The organism is Streptomyces aureus, from assembly GCF_000725495.1.
In the GTDB taxonomy this organism is placed as follows: Bacteria; Actinomycetota; Actinomycetes; order Streptomycetales; family Streptomycetaceae; genus Streptomyces; species Streptomyces aureus_B.
In genome coordinates, this window is the sequence record NZ_JNZD01000004.1 from 376614 (window position 1) to 392842 (window position 16229).

At 71.6% G+C, this 16229-nt stretch carries 12 protein-coding genes; 6 read left to right on the forward strand and 6 right to left on the reverse strand.

From position 1 onward, the window contains the following. Positions 1–200 precede the first annotated feature (200 nt). Complete coding sequence (locus IO36_RS07815) at positions 201–1850, forward strand: protein kinase domain-containing protein (RefSeq protein ID WP_051900246.1); 1650 nt, start codon at positions 201–203, stop codon at positions 1848–1850. Positions 1851–1873: 23 nt separating this feature from the next. Here the strand turns inward: IO36_RS07815 and tgmB are convergent, their stop codons facing one another. Together tgmB and tgmA are read right to left on the reverse strand one after the other, a co-directional pair. Next, the gene (tgmB, locus tag IO36_RS07820) at positions 1874–2827 is read right to left on the reverse strand and encodes an ATP-grasp ribosomal peptide maturase (RefSeq protein WP_037617577.1); all 954 of its coding nucleotides are present in this window, start codon (positions 2825–2827) and stop codon (positions 1874–1876) included. A 14-nt stretch (positions 2828–2841) separates the two neighbouring features. Next, on the reverse strand, positions 2842–3033 hold the full coding sequence (gene tgmA, locus IO36_RS07825; RefSeq protein ID WP_037617579.1) for a putative ATP-grasp-modified RiPP: 192 nt from the start codon (positions 3031–3033) through the stop codon (positions 2842–2844). Positions 3034–3285: 252 nt separating this feature from the next. Between tgmA and IO36_RS07830 the strand changes: the two genes are divergently transcribed. Both IO36_RS07830 and IO36_RS07835 read left to right on the forward strand, forming a co-directional pair. Further along, positions 3286–4314 (forward strand): hypothetical protein, encoded by a 1029-nt coding sequence (locus tag IO36_RS07830; RefSeq protein WP_037617581.1) that lies wholly within the window; start codon positions 3286–3288, stop codon positions 4312–4314. A gap of 287 nt (positions 4315–4601) precedes the next feature. Beyond that, complete coding sequence (locus tag IO36_RS07835) at positions 4602–5177, forward strand: DUF2238 domain-containing protein (RefSeq protein WP_051900248.1); 576 nt, start codon at positions 4602–4604, stop codon at positions 5175–5177. Between the two features lie 77 nt (positions 5178–5254). Here IO36_RS07835 and IO36_RS07840 read toward each other — a convergent pair whose 3' ends face one another. Then, a complete protein-coding gene (locus IO36_RS07840) occupies positions 5255–6238 on the reverse strand; it encodes an aldo/keto reductase (protein WP_037617583.1) in 984 nt (327 codons plus the stop codon). A gap of 229 nt (positions 6239–6467) precedes the next feature. On the opposite strand from IO36_RS07840, the gene IO36_RS07845 reads away from it, so the two are divergent. After that, positions 6468–8291 (forward strand): glycoside hydrolase family 15 protein, encoded by a 1824-nt coding sequence (locus IO36_RS07845; protein ID WP_037617585.1) that lies wholly within the window; start codon positions 6468–6470, stop codon positions 8289–8291. A gap of 83 nt (positions 8292–8374) precedes the next feature. On the opposite strand, the gene IO36_RS07850 is transcribed toward IO36_RS07845, so the two are convergent. The 3 genes from IO36_RS07850 to IO36_RS07860 form a co-directional block, all read right to left on the reverse strand. Next, positions 8375–8809 (reverse strand): DUF7144 family membrane protein, encoded by a 435-nt coding sequence (locus IO36_RS07850; RefSeq protein WP_158997270.1) that lies wholly within the window; start codon positions 8807–8809, stop codon positions 8375–8377. A gap of 171 nt (positions 8810–8980) precedes the next feature. Then, the gene (locus IO36_RS07855; RefSeq protein ID WP_037617587.1) at positions 8981–10759 is read right to left on the reverse strand and encodes a cation:proton antiporter; all 1779 of its coding nucleotides are present in this window, start codon (positions 10757–10759) and stop codon (positions 8981–8983) included. A gap of 117 nt (positions 10760–10876) precedes the next feature. After that, on the reverse strand, positions 10877–11704 hold the full coding sequence (locus IO36_RS07860; RefSeq protein WP_107065656.1) for an SDR family oxidoreductase: 828 nt from the start codon (positions 11702–11704) through the stop codon (positions 10877–10879). 871 nt (positions 11705–12575) lie between these two features. Between IO36_RS07860 and IO36_RS07865 the strand changes: the two genes are divergently transcribed. After that, a complete protein-coding gene (locus IO36_RS07865; RefSeq protein ID WP_078943062.1) occupies positions 12576–14858 on the forward strand; it encodes an RICIN domain-containing protein in 2283 nt (760 codons plus the stop codon). A 32-nt stretch (positions 14859–14890) separates the two neighbouring features. Continuing rightward, positions 14891–16183, forward strand: coding sequence for an RICIN domain-containing protein (locus IO36_RS07870; protein WP_037617589.1), 1293 nt, complete (start codon positions 14891–14893; stop codon positions 16181–16183). Positions 16184–16229 lie beyond the last annotated feature (46 nt).

Here is a 16229-nt window from a genome sequence, read left to right on the forward strand (position 1 = left end):
GGTCCCGGGCCATTACCCCGGCCGCCCGTCGACACGGTGAACCGCCGGGGAACACCGTCCTGAACTGTTCGTACGGGCGCGCGACCTCGACGTGGCCGGGTAAAAACACTCATCTCCAGCCCTCTCCCGTTGAACACTCTTCGTCACCTCCCGCGTACTTCTGGGAAAGGCGAGTGTCCGGTACACGACGAGGGATGACGATGGCCAAGGCGCAAGACTCCGCGGGCGAGTTGATCGCCGGGAGATACCGGCTGCTCGACGTCCTTCTGAGCGAGGAGGGCCGGGTCCTGTGGAACGGCGAGGACACCGCCTTCGGACGGCCCGTCGTCCTGACCCGGTCGACCGCCGCCGGGCAGCCGGGCGAGGAGGCGCCGGAGCCCGCCGCCGACCGGATCCTGCGCGTCGCCGGACTGCTCGGCCCGGCCTGCCACGGAGGGGTGGCCGCGGTCCTCGACGTGGTCGAGGGGCCCGGGTTCCTCTGGACGGTCACCGAGCGCCCCCCGGGCGCCCCGCTCGCCGACCTCCTGCGGAGCCGTCCCGTTCCCGGCGATCACGTGTGGGCGGCCGCCGTCGGGCTCCACGTCCTCGACGTCCTCACCGCGGCGCACGGCGAGGGTGTCGTCCACGGCGAACTCGGCCCGAGCCAGGTGTGGACGGACGAGCAGGGCACGGTCACCGTGACCGGGTTCGGTCTGCGGGCCTCCGCCGCCGCGCCCCGCGTCACCGCACCCTCGTACGCCTCCCCCGAGCAGGCGCGGGGCGAGGTCACCACCCCCGCGGCGGACCTCTGGTCGCTGGGTGCGCTGATCTACGCGCTGGTCGAGGGGCGGCCGCTCGTCCAGGACCGGGGCGGCGCCGAGGCCACGTTCCGGGCCGTGGACCGGCTGCCGGTCAGGGAGCCGCGGAAGGCGGGGCCGCTCGCGCCCGCCATCACGGGCCTGCTGCGCTGGGACCCGGTGGAGCGGGTGCCCGAGGCCGTCGTCCGCGAATCGCTGACGCGCATCCTCCGGCAGAACTTCGAGGAGGTCACACCGCCGGAACCGCTGCCCGATCTCCTCGATCCCGCCGGGGACCGGCGCGATCCCGGCCCGGAGGGCGAGGGCCCCGGACACCCCGGGCGCCGCACCGGGAAAGGCCTGGCCTCCGGCCGGCCGGTGCTGCTGGGTTCGGCCCTCGCCGTGACGGTCGCCGCCGTCGGCGTCTTCGCCGCGATGGGCGGACTGCCGGGCGGGTCGGACGCCTCCGCGTCCGGCCGGGCGCCGTCGCCGTCCGCCAGCCGGGTGCCGTCCGCGGCCCCCGCCCCGGCCGGCACGCCCTCGGGCCGGGCGCCCACGGCGTCCGCGAAGCCGTCCCCCTCGCCCTCCCCGACCGCCTCCTCCGCGCTGCCGTCCGGCTTCTCCCTGTACCGGGCGCCGCAGGGCTTCGCCGTCGCCCTGCCCGTGGGCTGGAAGCCGGTGGAGACCCAGTCCTCCGACGACCTCGCCTACCGGGTGACCTTCGGGGCGAGCGGCGATCCGCGCACCCTGGCCGTCACCTACAGCACCCAGCTGGGACCGGACCCGGTCGCGGTCTGGAGCGCCCTGGAGCCGTCCCTGAGCGCCTCGTCCACCGGCTACGAACGCGTGGGCGCCATCCGGCCCGTCACCTATCACGGCATGAAGGGCGCCGACATGGAGTGGTACTCCGTGTCCCAGGGCGTACGGGTGCGCACCCTGGGCCGTGGGTTCCTCATCGGCGGCCACCGGGGCTTCTCGCTGCGCTGGACGACTCCGGCGGACGACTGGGACAGCGCCGCCGACCGGCAGGCGCTGAAGGTGGTCTTCGACTCCTTCCGGACGGGCGTGCAGTGACCGTTCGTCACCAGGTGGTCATGTCAGTGTCCTTCCGGGATACGCAGTCCCGCCCGCCGCTGCGCCAGCCACACCGCGACCTCGTCGGCGATGGGCTGTCCGGTCTCCAGCTCGATGAAGCCGAACTGGCCGCCCTGGTTGCACTCCAGGAACCACCAGATGCCGTCCGCGTCCTCGGCGAAGTCGAAGGCCGCGTAGGCGAGTCCGGTGAAGGCGAGGTAGTCGTGGACCGAGCGGGCGATGCGGTGGGGCACCGGTGTGGGCTCCCAGCCGTTCTCCGTCTCGCCGAACCGGCCGTCGACCTGACCGGGTTCGGCCGCCTTGCGGGCGGCGAAGAGCCGGGTGCCGATCCCGGTGAGCCGGATGTCGGCGCGCCGGGGGATGTAGCGCTGGAGGAGGGCGGGTCCGGCCGCCACACCGGAGAAGTCCGTGCCCGGTCCGACCAGAGTGGTGGGAAGGGCCGCCGGGGGCTGGCCCGGCGGTGGCCCCGAGGCCGATTTCACGACCACGTCCCCGTGCTCCTGGACGAACTGCTCGGCCACCCGGGGAGCCGTCGTGATGACGGTGGGCGGCACGGCGAATCCGCTGCTGTGGGCCACCCGTAGCTGCCAGGGCTTGTGCCGGGCCTGTTCGGCCCGGCGCGGGTGGTTCATCCAGCGGGTCGAGGCGGAGTAGAGCATGCCGAACAGGGCCTGCCTGGTCTCGGCGGTGAGCCACGCGGAGGGTTCCGCGGCATGGGCGGCCGGCTCACCGGGCCTGCGCACCCACACGGAACGCAGGCCTCCCATGCTGAGCACATGGCCGTTGACCGACAGATAGCCGTCGAAGTCACCGTGGGCGTAGTCGGCCGAGAGCACCGCCTTGCCCGGCACGTCGGCGGGGTCGAGGCGGACCATGGGCACGCCCCGCTCGTGCAGTCGGGCCACCACCATGTCGGCGGTGACGTCCTGTTCGGCCGTGAGTATGAGAACCGTCATGCGCGCGGCATCCGTCAGTCGTCGAAGTGCGTCTGGGACCCGGCCGTCGAGGTCGTGGTGCCGGTCGCCATCAGCAGCGCGCGGTCGCTGACGGCCGGTCTGCCGTCGGGCAGCACGTTCAGTTGAAGGGACACGTCGAAGTGGTACGGGGGTATTGCGGCCGACTGCCCTGAGGGCCGGGCGTAGTTGAGAGTGAACGGTCGCACGAAAGATCCTCCCGCGGTCGCGCGATGGCCAATACACACCCGTACGTGACATGGCCGTAAGGAATTCATCACTTTCTGCCACATCGGGGTGAAGGTCATCACATCGCGTCGTTTCTGGCTTGCACATTTCGGATTTACTGGGGTGACCGCGCCGGTCGCGGTCTACGCGTGTTTCCTTGATTCCACGCAGACCTTAGGCCATAGCTTCATCCTCCGTGACATCAACGCCCCACCACCCCAGGAGAGTTCCCGGTGACTGCAGCCATCACCTCGTCCGAAGACGCCGTCCAGCACACCGGCGTTCCGGACCTCATCGAGCGCGATGCGCGCGACTTCGGCGCCTACGCGCGCAACGGTGGCTGGGCCTTCGCGCTGAAGGTGGCGCGCAGTGTCCGTCCCGGCGGCCAGTCCGCCGAGGACACGCGGAAGGTGTCCGCGAAGGAGTTCGCCGAGCTGGCCGGATGCTCCCCCGAGCGCGTCATGCGCTACTACAAGGCCTGGGACAGGGCCGCCGACGACGGACTGGTCCCCCATTTCGAGGTCCTGGAGCCCGGAGCGGACGTCGAACTCCCGGACTCCGACGCCTGGTCGGCCTACTACGCCTCCCGCTCCAGCGCCGCCTCCGAGCGCGGCGCCGCCATCACGGAGGCCGCCGAGGCCGAGGGCATCCGCCCCACCAAGGCCCTGGAGGTGGCCGAGAACCCGACCGCGCTGCGGGCCGCGATCCTCGCCGACCCCTCCACCGCGAAGGCCGCCCGCGCCGCCCTGCTGGACCGCGTGAAGGAAGACCCGGAGCTCCAGACCGAGTTGGCCCGGGACATCGCCCGCACGGACGAGCTGAAGAAGGCCGTCGCGACCGAGAACAGGGCGGCCGACCGTATCGGTTACGTCCGTCAGATCGCGGAGAAGGGCCAGATCAGGACACCCGCGGGACAGACGCTGGACGCTCCCGCGGAGCTGCGCTCCGAGGCCGAGCGGCACCTGTCCCTGCTCGACGAGCTCGACGAGCACGAGGACGCGGGCGAGTGGGCCACCGAGGCCTACGACACGATGAAGAACCTCGTCGTCGAGACGGTGGAGGCCGACCCCGAACTGCGCGTCCAGGAACGCCGGACGAAGTTCTACAGCAGTCTGCAGAAGGCGACGAAGGTGTTCGAGGAGCTGACCTTCGACGACGCCGACGACATCTACGAGGACGACATGGTGCAGCGCCTGGAGGAGCTCCAGCAGGCCATCGGCACGGCCATCGCGGCCCTGCGCGGGGCGGCCGACCGGGACTGAGCACCCACGCCGGCGGCTGGCCGGCCAACCGCCGGCCGGCCCGAAGTCCGGCGCCCGTGCGCCCGTGCGCCCGATACGGGTTCGCGGGCTCCGGTGCGGCGGCCCGGGTGAGTACGGGTACTCATGCCGGTGCCCTAGGTGCTCCACCACGATGGGGTCACCTCGAAGAAGGAGAGCCTGTCATGCTCGGATCAGCCCTCGCATCGCCCCGTCCGCACGACGGCGCCTCCGGGCGCGCCGCGCGCAGGGTCCTGCCGGGCGTGCTCCTGGCCGTCGTGATCCTCGGCATGGCCGTCTCGGCCTGGCACGCGTACGACGGCACGACCTGGCTGCTGGAGACCGTGTGGGTGCTTCTCGGACTGCCGCTGGTGGTCCTCCTGCGGCGGCGGTTCCCGATGACGAGCCTGCTGTACTGCCTCCTCGCCGCGCATGCCCTGGTGCTCGCTGCGGGCGGCCACTACACCTACGCCCGGGTGCCGCTGGGCGACTGGGTGCGGGACACGTTCGGGCTCGACCGCAACCCGTACGACCGGTTCGGGCACCTCATGCAGGGCTTCGTGCCGGCGGTCCTGGTGCGGGAGGTGCTCAGCCGGACGTCCCCGCTGCGCGGCAGCAGGTGGCTGGCGCCGCTGACGGTGTGCGCGTGCCTCGCCTTCAGCGCCCTCTTCGAGATGTTCGAGTGGGCGGCCGCGGTGATCGGCGGCCATGGCGCGGACGCCTTCCTGGCGACCCAGGGCGATGTGTGGGACACCCAGTGGGACATGTTCTGCGCCCTGATCGGCGCGACCGTCTCGGTGCTGGTGCTCGGTCGCGTGCACGACCGCGGGCTCGACGCGCTGGCGGCCCGCGCTCCCAAGGCCTGAGGCGCGGGGCCTGAGACCCGGCGGCCGGTGGCGCGGGGACCCGAGGACGCGATACGCCTCCGGGTCCCCGCGCGGGGTCACCAGCGGCTCTCGACCTGCTCCTTGATCCGGCGCTCGTAGAGGTCGTCGATGGCGTCCAGGGTCGCGCGCGACAGCGGGGGCAGCTTCGCGGCCTCCGCGTTGGCGCGGGCCTGCTCGGGCGACCGGGCGCCGGGGATGACCGTGGTCACGCCGGGCTGCGCGACGATCCACCGCAGCGCGAGCTGCGCCGGCGTGTACCCCTCGGGGGCGAGGGCGGAGAACTCGGCCGCCGCCTCCACCCCCGTCGCGAAGTCGACTCCGGAGAAGGTCTCGCCCTGGTCGAAGGCCTCGCCGTGGCGGTTGTACGTCCGGTGGTCGTCCGCGTCGAAGACGGTGTCCTTCGTGTACTTGCCCGAGAGCAGCCCCGAGGCCAGCGGGACGCGGGCGATGATGCCGACGCCCGCCTCCCGGGCCGCCGGCAGGACCTGGCGCAGGGGCTTCATCCGGAACGCGTTGAGGATGATCTGGACGCCGGCCACGTTCGGGCGGGCGATGGCGGCCAGGGCCTCGTCACAGGTCTCGACGCTCACGCCGTACGCCGCGATCCGCTCCTCCTCGACCATCGTGTCCAGGGCGTCGTAGACCGCGTCCGTGGAGTACACGGGCGTCGGCGGGCAGTGCAGCTGGACCAGGTCGAGACGGTCGACGCCCAGGTTGCGCCGCGAACGGTCGTTCCAGGCGCGGAAGTTGTCGAGGACGTAGTTCTCCGGGAGCTGGTCGACACGGCGGCCCATCTTGGTGGCGACCATGACGTGCAGGTCCGGACGGCCGCGCAGGAACGTCGCGATGGTCTCCTCGCTCCGCCCGTCGCCGTACACGTCGGCGGTGTCGAAGAAGGTCACTCCCGACTCGGCCGCCGTCTCCAGCACGGCCAGCGCGTCCTTGTCACTCACCTCGCCCCAGTCCGCCCCCAGTTGCCAGGTGCCGAGACCGATGACGGAAGCATGCTGGCCCGACCTGTCGAATGCGCGCTCGTCCATGCCCGCCAGTCTGCCACTTCCCGCAGGCCGAACCGGACGTCCCGGCTCCGCGCGCCCTCGGAGGCCGCGCGGCCTCCGCCCTGGGTGGCGGGGCGGCCCTCGGACGGTTCTCCGGACGGCCGCCTCCCAGCCCGCAGCCCCTCGGTCCGGCCGCAGCCCCGGGAGAAGAAGCGCCCCGGCCCGGCATGCCGGATAGTGAAAAGGCCTGGATCCTCGAGATTGGATCAGCATGGACCGCTATCCGCCCATAGCCGATCACGGCCTGGTGGGGGATCTCCAGTGCGCCGCCCTGGTCTCGGCCAAGGGCGTCGTGGACTGGTTCGCCGCCCCGCGCTTCGACTCCCCCAGCATCTTCGCCGCGCTGCTCGACCACGACCGCGGCGGCTGGTTCCGGCTCGCGCCCTCCCACCCGGAAGGCACCTGGAAGCAGCTCTACTACCCGGACACGGCCGTCCTGGTCACCCGGTTCATGTCGCCCGACGGGGTGGGCGAGGTCCTGGACTGGATGGAACCCGACCTCTCCGGGACCCCCTCCGCCCGTCACCGCCTCGTCCGCACCGTGCGCACGGTGCGCGGGACGGTGGACTTCGCCCTGGAGTGCCGCCCCCGTTTCGACTACGGACGGGCCGCCCACGAACTCGCCCTCGGCGCCGAGGGCGCCGTGTTCCGCGCCCCGGGGACGACCGCCTTCCTGCAGAGCAGCTTCCCGTTGGAGCGGGACGGCCAGGACGTCCGCAGCACGGTCACCCTGAAGGCCGGCGAGACCGCGGCGGCCGTGTTCACCGTGGACGGTCCGGACGCCACGCCCCCGCCGCCCCTCGGCGTGCCCGGGATCGAGGAGGACCTGGCGGCGACCGTCGAGTTCTGGCAGAACTGGGTGCGCAACTCCCGCTACCGGGGCCGCTGGCCCGACATGGTGCACCGCTCCGCCATCACCCTCAAGCTCCTGACGTACGCCCCCACCGGGGCCCCGGTCGCCGCGGCCACCATGGGGCTGCCGGAACAGGTCGGCGGCGAACGCAACTGGGACTACCGCTACACCTGGGTCCGGGACGGGGCCCTGTCGCTGCGCGCCCTGCTGGACCTCGGGTTCACCGAGGAGGCGACGGCGTTCACCCACTGGCTGCGCGAACGGCTGATGGAACGCCTGGACCAGGAGGGCGAGCGGCTCCAGATCATGTACCGGGTGGACGGCACCCCGCTGGACGGCGAGGAGATCCTGGAGCACTTCGAGGGCTACCGCGGCTCCTTCCCCGTTCGCGTCGGCAACGCCGCCGCCGACCAGCTGCAGCTCGACATCTACGGCGAGGCCCTCTACGGCCTCTCGGAGAGCCGCGAGATCGGCATTCAGGCCGACTACGCGGGCTGGAAGGCGGTCTCCCGCGCCCTGGACTGGCTCGCCGCCCAGTGGGACCGCCCGGACGAGGGCATCTGGGAGACCCGGGGCGGACGCAAGGACTTCACGTACAGCCGGGTGATGTGCTGGTCCGCCTTCAACCGCGGTCTGCGGCTGGCCCGCGACTGGAGCCGGCCGGCGGACACCGCCCTGTGGACGAAGGCGCGGGACGCCATCCTGGAACAGGTGATGGAGCGCGGCTGGAACGACCAGGAGAAGGCGTTCGTCCAGTACTACGGAGGGGATGTCCTGGACGCCTCGCTCCTGCTCATCCCCCGGGTCGGCTTCCTGGGTGCGAAGGACCCGACCTGGCTGTCGACCCTCGACGCGATGGGCCGGACCCTGGTCTCCGACAGCCTCGTCTACCGCTACGACCCCGCCGCCTCCCCCGACGGCCTGCGCGGTTCGGAGGGCACGTTCAGCCTGTGCACGTTCCTGTACGTGGACGCGCTGGCACGCTCGGGCAGGCTGGCCGAGGCGCGCTACACGTTCGAGAAGATGCACACGTACGCGAACCACGTCGGTCTGTTCGCGGAGGAGGTCGGCCCCAGCGGGGAGCAGCTGGGCAACTTCCCGCAGGCGTTCACCCATCTGTCGCTGATCATGGCCGCCCACACGCTGGACGAGGCGCTCGACCGCTACCGGGAGCTGAACTGACCGGGCGCGCCCGGCAGGTGATCCGACCGGACCGCGCTCGGCGACTGAACCGCTCCCGGGAGCCGGACCGACCGGTGCCGCCGCTACACCCGTGCCCCGTGCACGTGCTTCGGCTCCGCCAGCAGTCCGTAGATGACCAGCAGGGACACGAGCATCGTGAACAGCGACCAGAACGGGTAGACCGGCAGGAAGATCATCTGCGCGACCAGGGCGAACACGGCCAGGCAGATGCCCGCCAGCCGCGCCCCCCGGGAGCCCACCAGCACGCCGAGGCTCAGCAGGGCCATGACGATGCCGACGGCGACGAAGATCCAGCCCCAGGCGGTGTAGTTGAGGATCAGCAGACGGTTGCCGCCCGAGTACACCTTCGAGTAGTAGCCGTGGTTGAAGACCGCCACGAAGCCGGTGAGGAGGTTGAACAGGGCGCTGACCATCAGCAGGATTCCGGCGAAGGCCACCCAGTGCGAGCGCTCCATCGGCGGTACGAGGTCGTCTGGCTCGGAAGCTTGTGGCTGCATGACAACCATGAGATCCAGCCGGAGGGCGGACCGCAATCCGCACTGGCCCGTTGGGGTCGGACAGGGGCCGGACGGGCCCGCCGGGAGGAGGGCCGGGCCCTTGCCGCGGCCGTCGCCGTCAGCCCGCCGAACCCCGGCCAGGCCGTCGGGCCCCCGACCAGGCCGTCGCCGTCAGCCCGCAGGCACCGGACCCGCGGTCCTCACCGGACCGAGCAGGATGGCTGTGTCCCGGCCCCCCGGGCTCGGGGTGTGGGTTTCGGTGACCGGGTCCAGGCGCCCGTCGGGGCGTACGAGGAACAGCAGCGCGTGCCCCCCGGGGACGCCGTCCTCGACGGGGCGGAAGACGATCCGGGCGCCGGCCTCGTAGCGGCGGGCCAGCTCCGGCCTGGTCAGCCCGGGCCCGAACAGGGTGTCTCCCCGCGCGTAGGGGGCGACCACGCCGTGGCTCCGTCCGGGCGGACCGAGCCGGTGGACGAACCCGTCGACCGTGCCGCGCAGCGTCTCCGAGGCCAGCGCGTTGAAGTCGTCCTCCTCGGTGAGCAGCAGGACCCCGGTGATCCCTTCGAGCTCCGCCCCCTCGCCGGTGGCCGCGGCGAGCAGCTCACCCGGTGCGAGGGACAGTCCGGCGGCCCGGATCAGGTCGCGCTGGTCCTCCCGTCCGGCCCACATCAGCACGTCGAGGCCGGCGGAGCTCAGGGCCCGGCCCAGGTCGATCGCCCAGGGGTCGCCGCCGACGAGGAGGGGGCGGGCCCGGGCGGGGCGCAGCGCGCCGAGGCGCCGGGCCACAGGATGCGCGCTCAGTCCGTAGAGCGTCACCGTGGTGACGATCACCAGGAAGGTGGCGGGCAGGATCTTCTGGGCGCCCCCGACGTGGTCGGCCACGAGGGTGGCGGAGAAGGTCGAGGCGGTGGACGCGGCGACGATCCCGCGGGGCGCCATCCAGCCGATGAACGCCCGCTCGCCGCGGTGCAGGTCCGTCCGCACGGTGGACAGCAGCGCGACCACGGGTCTGACGACCAGGACCAGGGCGGCGACGAGCGCGAGCGTGGGCAGGACGACGTGCCGCAGGGAGGCGGGGGTGACCGTGGCGGAGATCGAGATGAACAGCAGCCCGATGATCAGCGAGACCAGGGTCTCCAGGAACGGGCGGCGGGCCGGGAGGGAGACGCCCGGCAGATTGGCGAGGGCCATGCCCATCACGACCGCGGCGATGAGCCCGGTGTCGTCCCGGATCGCGTCGCACAGGGCCGCCACGCCGACCGCGGCGGCGAGCTGCGCGGTCGTGCCCAGCACCTCGCCCAGGTGCAGCCGGCTGAGCAGGAGCCACAGGACGGCGGCGCCGACCGCGCCCCCGATCAGCCCGACCGCCGAACTCGCCGCGAACTGGCCGATCTTGCCCCCCAGACCGCTGCTGCCGCTCGCCACGACGGCGTGGAACACCAGCGCGCCGAGGATGCCGCCGACCGGGTCGATCAGCGACCCCTCCCAGATCAGGATGCGCTGGAGGCGTTCGGTCGGGCGCACGAAGTGGAGCAGCGGTCCGACGACGGTGGGCCCCGAGACGACGAGGATCACGCCGAGCATCACCGCCGAGCTCTTGGACATGCCGAGCAGGGGCACCGCGAGAGCGGCGGTGGCGGCCCAGGTGAGCAGGACGCCGATCCAGATCAGCCGCACCACGACCCGGTGCATGTGTCCGTGCAGCCGGCTGATGTCCAGGCCGAGCCCGGCTTCGTAGAGGATGACCGCGACGGCGAGCGAGACCATCGGGGAGAAGGCGTCGCCGAGGAGTCTGTCGGGGTCGACGATGTCGGTCAGCGCGCCCGCGGTGAAGCCGGCCGGCAGCAGGATGATCAGGGCGGGGATGCGCAGCCGGCTCGCCAGGATCTGGGAACCGACGGCGAGGACGACGATCAGTCCGAGGCCCTGCAGGATCTGATTGTCCGTCACGGTTGTCTCCCTGCCCGTCGTTTCGGCCGAACGCACCCGTTCAGCGGCCCGCGGCGGTGCGGCGGGCCAAAGGTCCGGGCCGCGCCGGGGGCCGGCCGGGGGGAGGTCGCGGGCGTCTCAGCCGCCGGTGGCGAAGCCGGGGAAGAGGGTCATACCGCCGTCGACGAACAGGGTCGTGCCCACGACGTAGTCCATGAGGTCGGAGGCGAGCACCGTCACCGCGGCGGCGATGTCGTCGGGGTCGCCGACCCTGCGGTACGGGATCAGCCGGAGCAGGTCGGCCTCCGCCTCGGGGGTGTCCCAGGCGCTGCGGTTGATCGGGGTGCGGATGGCTCCGGGAGCGACCGCGTTGACCCGGATCCCGTGCGGACCGAGCTCCTGCGCCAGCGTCTGCATCAGCATCAGGACACCGCCCTTGGACGCGGCGTAGTTCAGGTGCCCGGACCAGGGGATGATCTGGTGCACGGAACTCATACAGATGATCTTCCCGGCGGAACGGGAGACCTCCGGCACGACGCCGCGCCGCAGGAACTCCTTGCTGGCCTCCCGGGCGCACAGGAACTGGCCGGTGAGGTTCACGTCGATGACCTTGTGCCACTGCTCGACGGTCATCTCGGTCACCGGCGCGTCCCGTTGCAGGCCGGCGTTGGCCACCAGGATGTCGATCGTGCCGAACTCCTCCAGCATGCGCGCGTACATCCCGACGACCTGGCGTTCGTCGGACACGTCCGCCTCGCAGGCGAAGGCCCGCACGCCGAAGCCCTGGATCTGGCGGACCACGTCCTCGGCGGCCTCCTGCCCGTAGACGTAGTTGACGACCACGTCGGCGCCCGCCCGGCCCAGCGCGATCGCGGTCGCCAGTCCGATGCCGGAGTTCGCCCCGGTCACCAGCGCCTTCTGGCCCCGCAGCAGCGGCAGCGTCGCCAGCTGCGCACCGGTGTCCATGCTTGAGGTCACTGCCGTCTCCCGTTCGTCGGTGCGCCGTGTGCGGGAACCGGGAGCTCGTCCCGCGACCGGCGTGCCCGCTCGGCACGGCGCCGGTTCCCGGGCCGTCGGCGGGTTCCGTCCGCCGCGGCCGGGGCGGCTTCGGGTCCGGCGGCCCCGCACCGAGGCAATCACTCCCGCCGGAGGTCGGCGACGGCGGACCCGCCTCGCTCGGCCGTTGGAAGTAGCCGGGTCCCTCCGGCGGAGCAACGGCCCGGTGTCCGCGCCCGGCACGCACGGCGCCCCGGGGGTGTTCCGGGGCGCTGTTCCACGGCTGCCGCTTCCTTTGCCGCGGGACACGAACCGGCGGTGCCGGTCGGCGCGGTGGCCGGCGGGTCTCCATGTCTCTCCGGGACAGGAGTCGCCGACCCGGAACCAGAGTGCCCTGAGATGCGGGTGGGGCGGGTGTGGTTCGCCCCCATGTCATCACCTTGTAAGGAACAGCACACCCCGAAGGCCGTCGGGACCCGGCGCCGGAGGCCGGATCGGACCCGGCCCACCTCACGGTCCATCCCTGCGCACAGCCCGGTGATCCTCTCCATTCTCCTTTCGCAGAACAGTGCCTGACGTCTCTTCAAGAAGTGAAAGGCCGGTTCACTCCGGCACTCCATCCCTTCAGGTGCGTGAACACCGGTGAAAGCGATCCGAGTTCAACGGTCCTACTCCTCAGAATCTTTCAACTTCTCCCATCCACAGGCGACTTGAAAGGGTTCCCTGCTTCATGTCTTGACGTCTCTGGTGCAGACCTTTAGGTTCACCGGTCAACCACGACTCCATGAATGCATTCCATGTTCACGGACATGAACCCCCCACCAGTTCAGGAGTGTCCCGCATGTCCAGATTTCCCCTGCCCGGATCCCGGAGAGGGACCGGCCGCCGGCGAACGGTCCGGCTGCTGACGGTGACCGCGCTCGTGGCGACGACGGTGTCCGGCCTGACGGCCGCCTCGGGGAACGCCATCGCGCAGAACACGGCCACCGCACCGAACAGAGCCACCGCATCGAACGAAGCCGCGACGGGGACCGCGGCGATACCGGCCGGCTGGGCCACCGTCGTCAACGCCGGCAGCGGCAAGTGCGTCGACGCCCGCGCCGCCGGAACGGCCGACGGCACGGTGGTCCAGCAGTACGCCTGCAACGGCAGCCAGGCCCAGCAGTGGCGGTTCGCCGCCACGTCGGGCGGATACTCCCAGGTCGGCAACCGGGCCGACACCACCAAGGCCTGGGACGTCACCGGCGTCTCGGCCGCCGACGGCGCGCCGGTGCAGCTGTGGACGTACGGCGGCGGCGCCAACCAGCAGTGGCAGGCCGTGGCGGAGGCCGGCGGCACCTACCACTTCGTGAACCGGAACAGCGGCAAGTGTCTCGACGTGCCGAGCGCCTCCACCGCCGACAGCGCCCAGCTCCAGCAGTACACCTGCAACGGCACGGCGGCCCAGTCCTTCCGCGTCGACGCGGCGGACACCCAGCAGCCGCCCGGGACACCGGACCTCGGCCCGAACGTCACCGTCTTCGACCCGTCGACACCGGCGGCGACCGTCCAGAGCAGCCTCGACGCGGCTTTCGCCCAGCAGGAGACCAACCAGTTCGGCACGGCCCGCAAGGCCTTCCTCTTCAAGCCGGGCAGCTACGCCGCCAACGCGAACGTCGGCTTCTACACCCAGGTCGCGGGACTCGGCCTGTCCCCCGACGACGTCACCATCCGGGGCACCGTGCACGCCGAGGCGGACTGGTTCCAGGGCAACGCGACCCAGAACTTCTGGCGTTCGGCGGAGAACCTGTCGGTCACTCCCCCGTCCGGATCCGACCGCTGGGCGGTGTCGCAGGCGGCGCCCTACCGCCGTATGCACCTGCGGGGCAACCTGGCTCTGGACGACGGCGGCTGGTCCAGCGGCGGCTACATGGCCGACACGAAGGTCGACGGCCAGGTGAACTCCGGTTCGCAGCAGCAGTGGCTGTCCCGGAACACCGAGTGGTCGAACTGGACCGGGTCCAACTGGAACATGGTGTTCGTCGGCGCGAGGAACGCCCCCGCGAACAGCTTCCCGAACCCTCCCTACACGACGGTGGACCGGACACCGGTCTCCCGTGAGAAGCCCTTCCTGTACGTCGACACGGCGGGCGCCTGGAAGGTGTTCGTGCCGGCGGTACGCACCGACTCCAGCGGCACGAGCTGGGGGTCGGGGACCCCGGCGGGCACGTCCCTGCCGCTCTCCGACTTCTTCGTCGTCAAGCCGGGCGCGACGGCGGCGCAGATGAACGACGCGCTGGCCCAGGGCAAGAACCTGCTGGTGACGCCGGGTGTCTACCACCTGGACCAGACGCTCAGGGTCACCCGGGCCGACACCGTGGTCCTCGGTCTCGGTCTCGCCACCCTCGTCCCCGACAACGGCGTGACCGCGATGACGGTGGCCGACGTGAACGGCGTCCAGCTCGCCGGGCTGCTGATCGACGCGGGCACCACCAACTCCGCGCAGCTGCTGGAGATGGGACCGGGCGGCTCCTCCGCGGACCACAGCGCCGACCCGAGCTCCCTGCACGACGTGTTCTTCCGCGTCGGCGGCGCGGGCGTCGGCAGGGCGACCACGAGCCTGACCGTCAACAGCGACGACGTGATCGGCGACCATCTGTGGCTGTGGCGCGCGGACCACGGCAGCGGGGTCGGCTGGACCAGCAACACCGCCGACACCGGTCTCGTGGTGAACGGTGACGACGTGACCATGTACGGGCTGTTCGTCGAGCACTACCAGAAGTACCAGACCGTCTGGAACGGCAACGGCGGCCGCACGTACTTCTACCAGAACGAGATGCCCTACGACCCGCCCAACCAGGCGGCCTGGATGAGCGGTTCGACCCAGGGCTACGCCGCCTACAAGGTCGCGCCGTCCGTGACGAGCCATCAGGTGTACGGCTTCGGCAGCTACTGCTACTTCAACGTGAACCCCTCCGTCGCGGCGGAGCACGCCATCGAGGCGCCGGACAACGCGAACGTGCGCTTCAAGGACATGGTGACCGTGTCCCTCGGCGGCACCGGGACCATCCGGCACGTGATCAACGACCGGGGCGGTCCGTCGAACTCGTCCACCAACGTCGCCGACCTCGTCAGCTACCCGTGACCACCCATGACTCGTACGGGAAGGAGACCCGGATGCGCATCGGCCCGTCCGTACCGGCACGCGGGGTCCTGCGGCTCCTCGTCCTGCTGGCCGCCCTGCTCGGCCTCACGGCGCCGCCCGCCGCGCACGCGGGCACGGCGGCGGCCCCGTTCAAGGTGCTCGCCCTCTACAACGGCACCTGGGACGCCGCGCACATCAGCTTCGTCCACGAGGCCAACGACTGGTTCCCGCGCCAAGCCGCGGCGAACGGCTTCACCTACACCGCGAGCAACGACTGGGACCTGCTGGCCGACGGAGGAGTGAAGGCGTACCAGGTCGTCCTGTTCCTCGACGACCTGCCGCAGACGGCGGCCCAGCGCGCCGGTTTCGAGCAGTACATGCGCGGGGGCGGAGGGTGGATGGGCTTCCACGTCTCGGCCTTCACCACCGACGCGCAGAGCTGGTCCTGGTACCACGACCAGTTCCTGGGCAGCGGGAACTTCAAGTCCAACACCTGGGGGCCGACCACCGCCGTCCTGAAGGTGGAGGACCGCACCCACCCCGCCACCGCGAACCTGCCCGCCACCTTCACCTCGTCGGTCAGCGAGTGGTACAGCTGGTCCAACGACCTGCGGCAGAACCCGGACATCAGGATCCTCGCGTCGGTCGACCCGAGCAGCTTCCCGCTGGGCACGGACCCCGCCCAGACCTGGAACAGCGGCTACTACCCGATCCTGTGGACCAACACGAAGTACCGCATGCTGTACGCCAACTTCGGGCACAACGCGATGGACTACGCGACGAACACCGCCCTGTCGTCGACGTTCGCCGGCGCGAACCAGAACCGCTTCCTGCTGGACGGGATCAAGTGGCTGGGCGGGGCCGGCACAACGGTGCCACCGGCGGACCCGATCCCCGACACCGCCTGGTACACCCTGGCCGGATCGGGCAACGGAACCTGTGTGGACGCCCGTTCGGCCGGAACGGCGAACGGGACCGCCGTCCAGCAGTACGCCTGCAACGGCACTGGGGCCCAGCAGTTCCAGTTCCGTCCGACGGACGGCGGCTACACACGGATCGCCCTGCGGCTGAACCCCCAGCAGGTCGTCGACGTCACCGACCGCTCGGCCGCCGACAACGCCCCGCTCCAGCTGTGGAGTTGGTCGAACGGCACGAACCAGCAGTGGCTGCCGGTGCGGGAGGGCACCGGGCGCTATCACTTCGTCGCCCGCCACAGCGGCAAGTGCCTGAGCGCGGCGGGCTCCGCCACGAACGGCGTCCAGCTCACCCAGCGCGGCTGCGACGCTTCGGCCGCCCAGAGCTTCGCGCTCGCCGCGCAGCCCTGACGGTTCCCATCGGCACGGGGTGCGGCCCCGGCCGGTCCCACCGGAA

Bases quoted from the DNA above. Each gene is read 5' to 3' on its own strand.
- IO36_RS07870 (WP_037617589.1), top strand. From the start codon at position 14,891: ATGCGCATCGGCCCGTCCGTACCGGCACGCGGGGTCCTGCGGCTCCTC.
- IO36_RS07840 (WP_037617583.1), bottom strand. From the start codon at position 6,238: ATGGACGAGCGCGCATTCGACAGGTCGGGCCAGCATGCTTCCGTCATC.
- IO36_RS07850 (WP_158997270.1), bottom strand. From the start codon at position 8,809: ATGCAGCCACAAGCTTCCGAGCCAGACGACCTCGTACCGCCGATGGAG.
- IO36_RS07835 (WP_051900248.1), top strand. From the start codon at position 4,602: ATGGCCGTCTCGGCCTGGCACGCGTACGACGGCACGACCTGGCTGCTG.
- IO36_RS07815 (WP_051900246.1), top strand. From the start codon at position 201: ATGGCCAAGGCGCAAGACTCCGCGGGCGAGTTGATCGCCGGGAGATAC.
- tgmB (WP_037617577.1), bottom strand. From the start codon at position 2,827: ATGACGGTTCTCATACTCACGGCCGAACAGGACGTCACCGCCGACATG.
- IO36_RS07865 (WP_078943062.1), top strand. From the start codon at position 12,576: ATGTCCAGATTTCCCCTGCCCGGATCCCGGAGAGGGACCGGCCGCCGG.
- IO36_RS07860 (WP_107065656.1), bottom strand. From the start codon at position 11,704: ATGGACACCGGTGCGCAGCTGGCGACGCTGCCGCTGCTGCGGGGCCAG.
- IO36_RS07845 (WP_037617585.1), top strand. From the start codon at position 6,468: ATGGACCGCTATCCGCCCATAGCCGATCACGGCCTGGTGGGGGATCTC.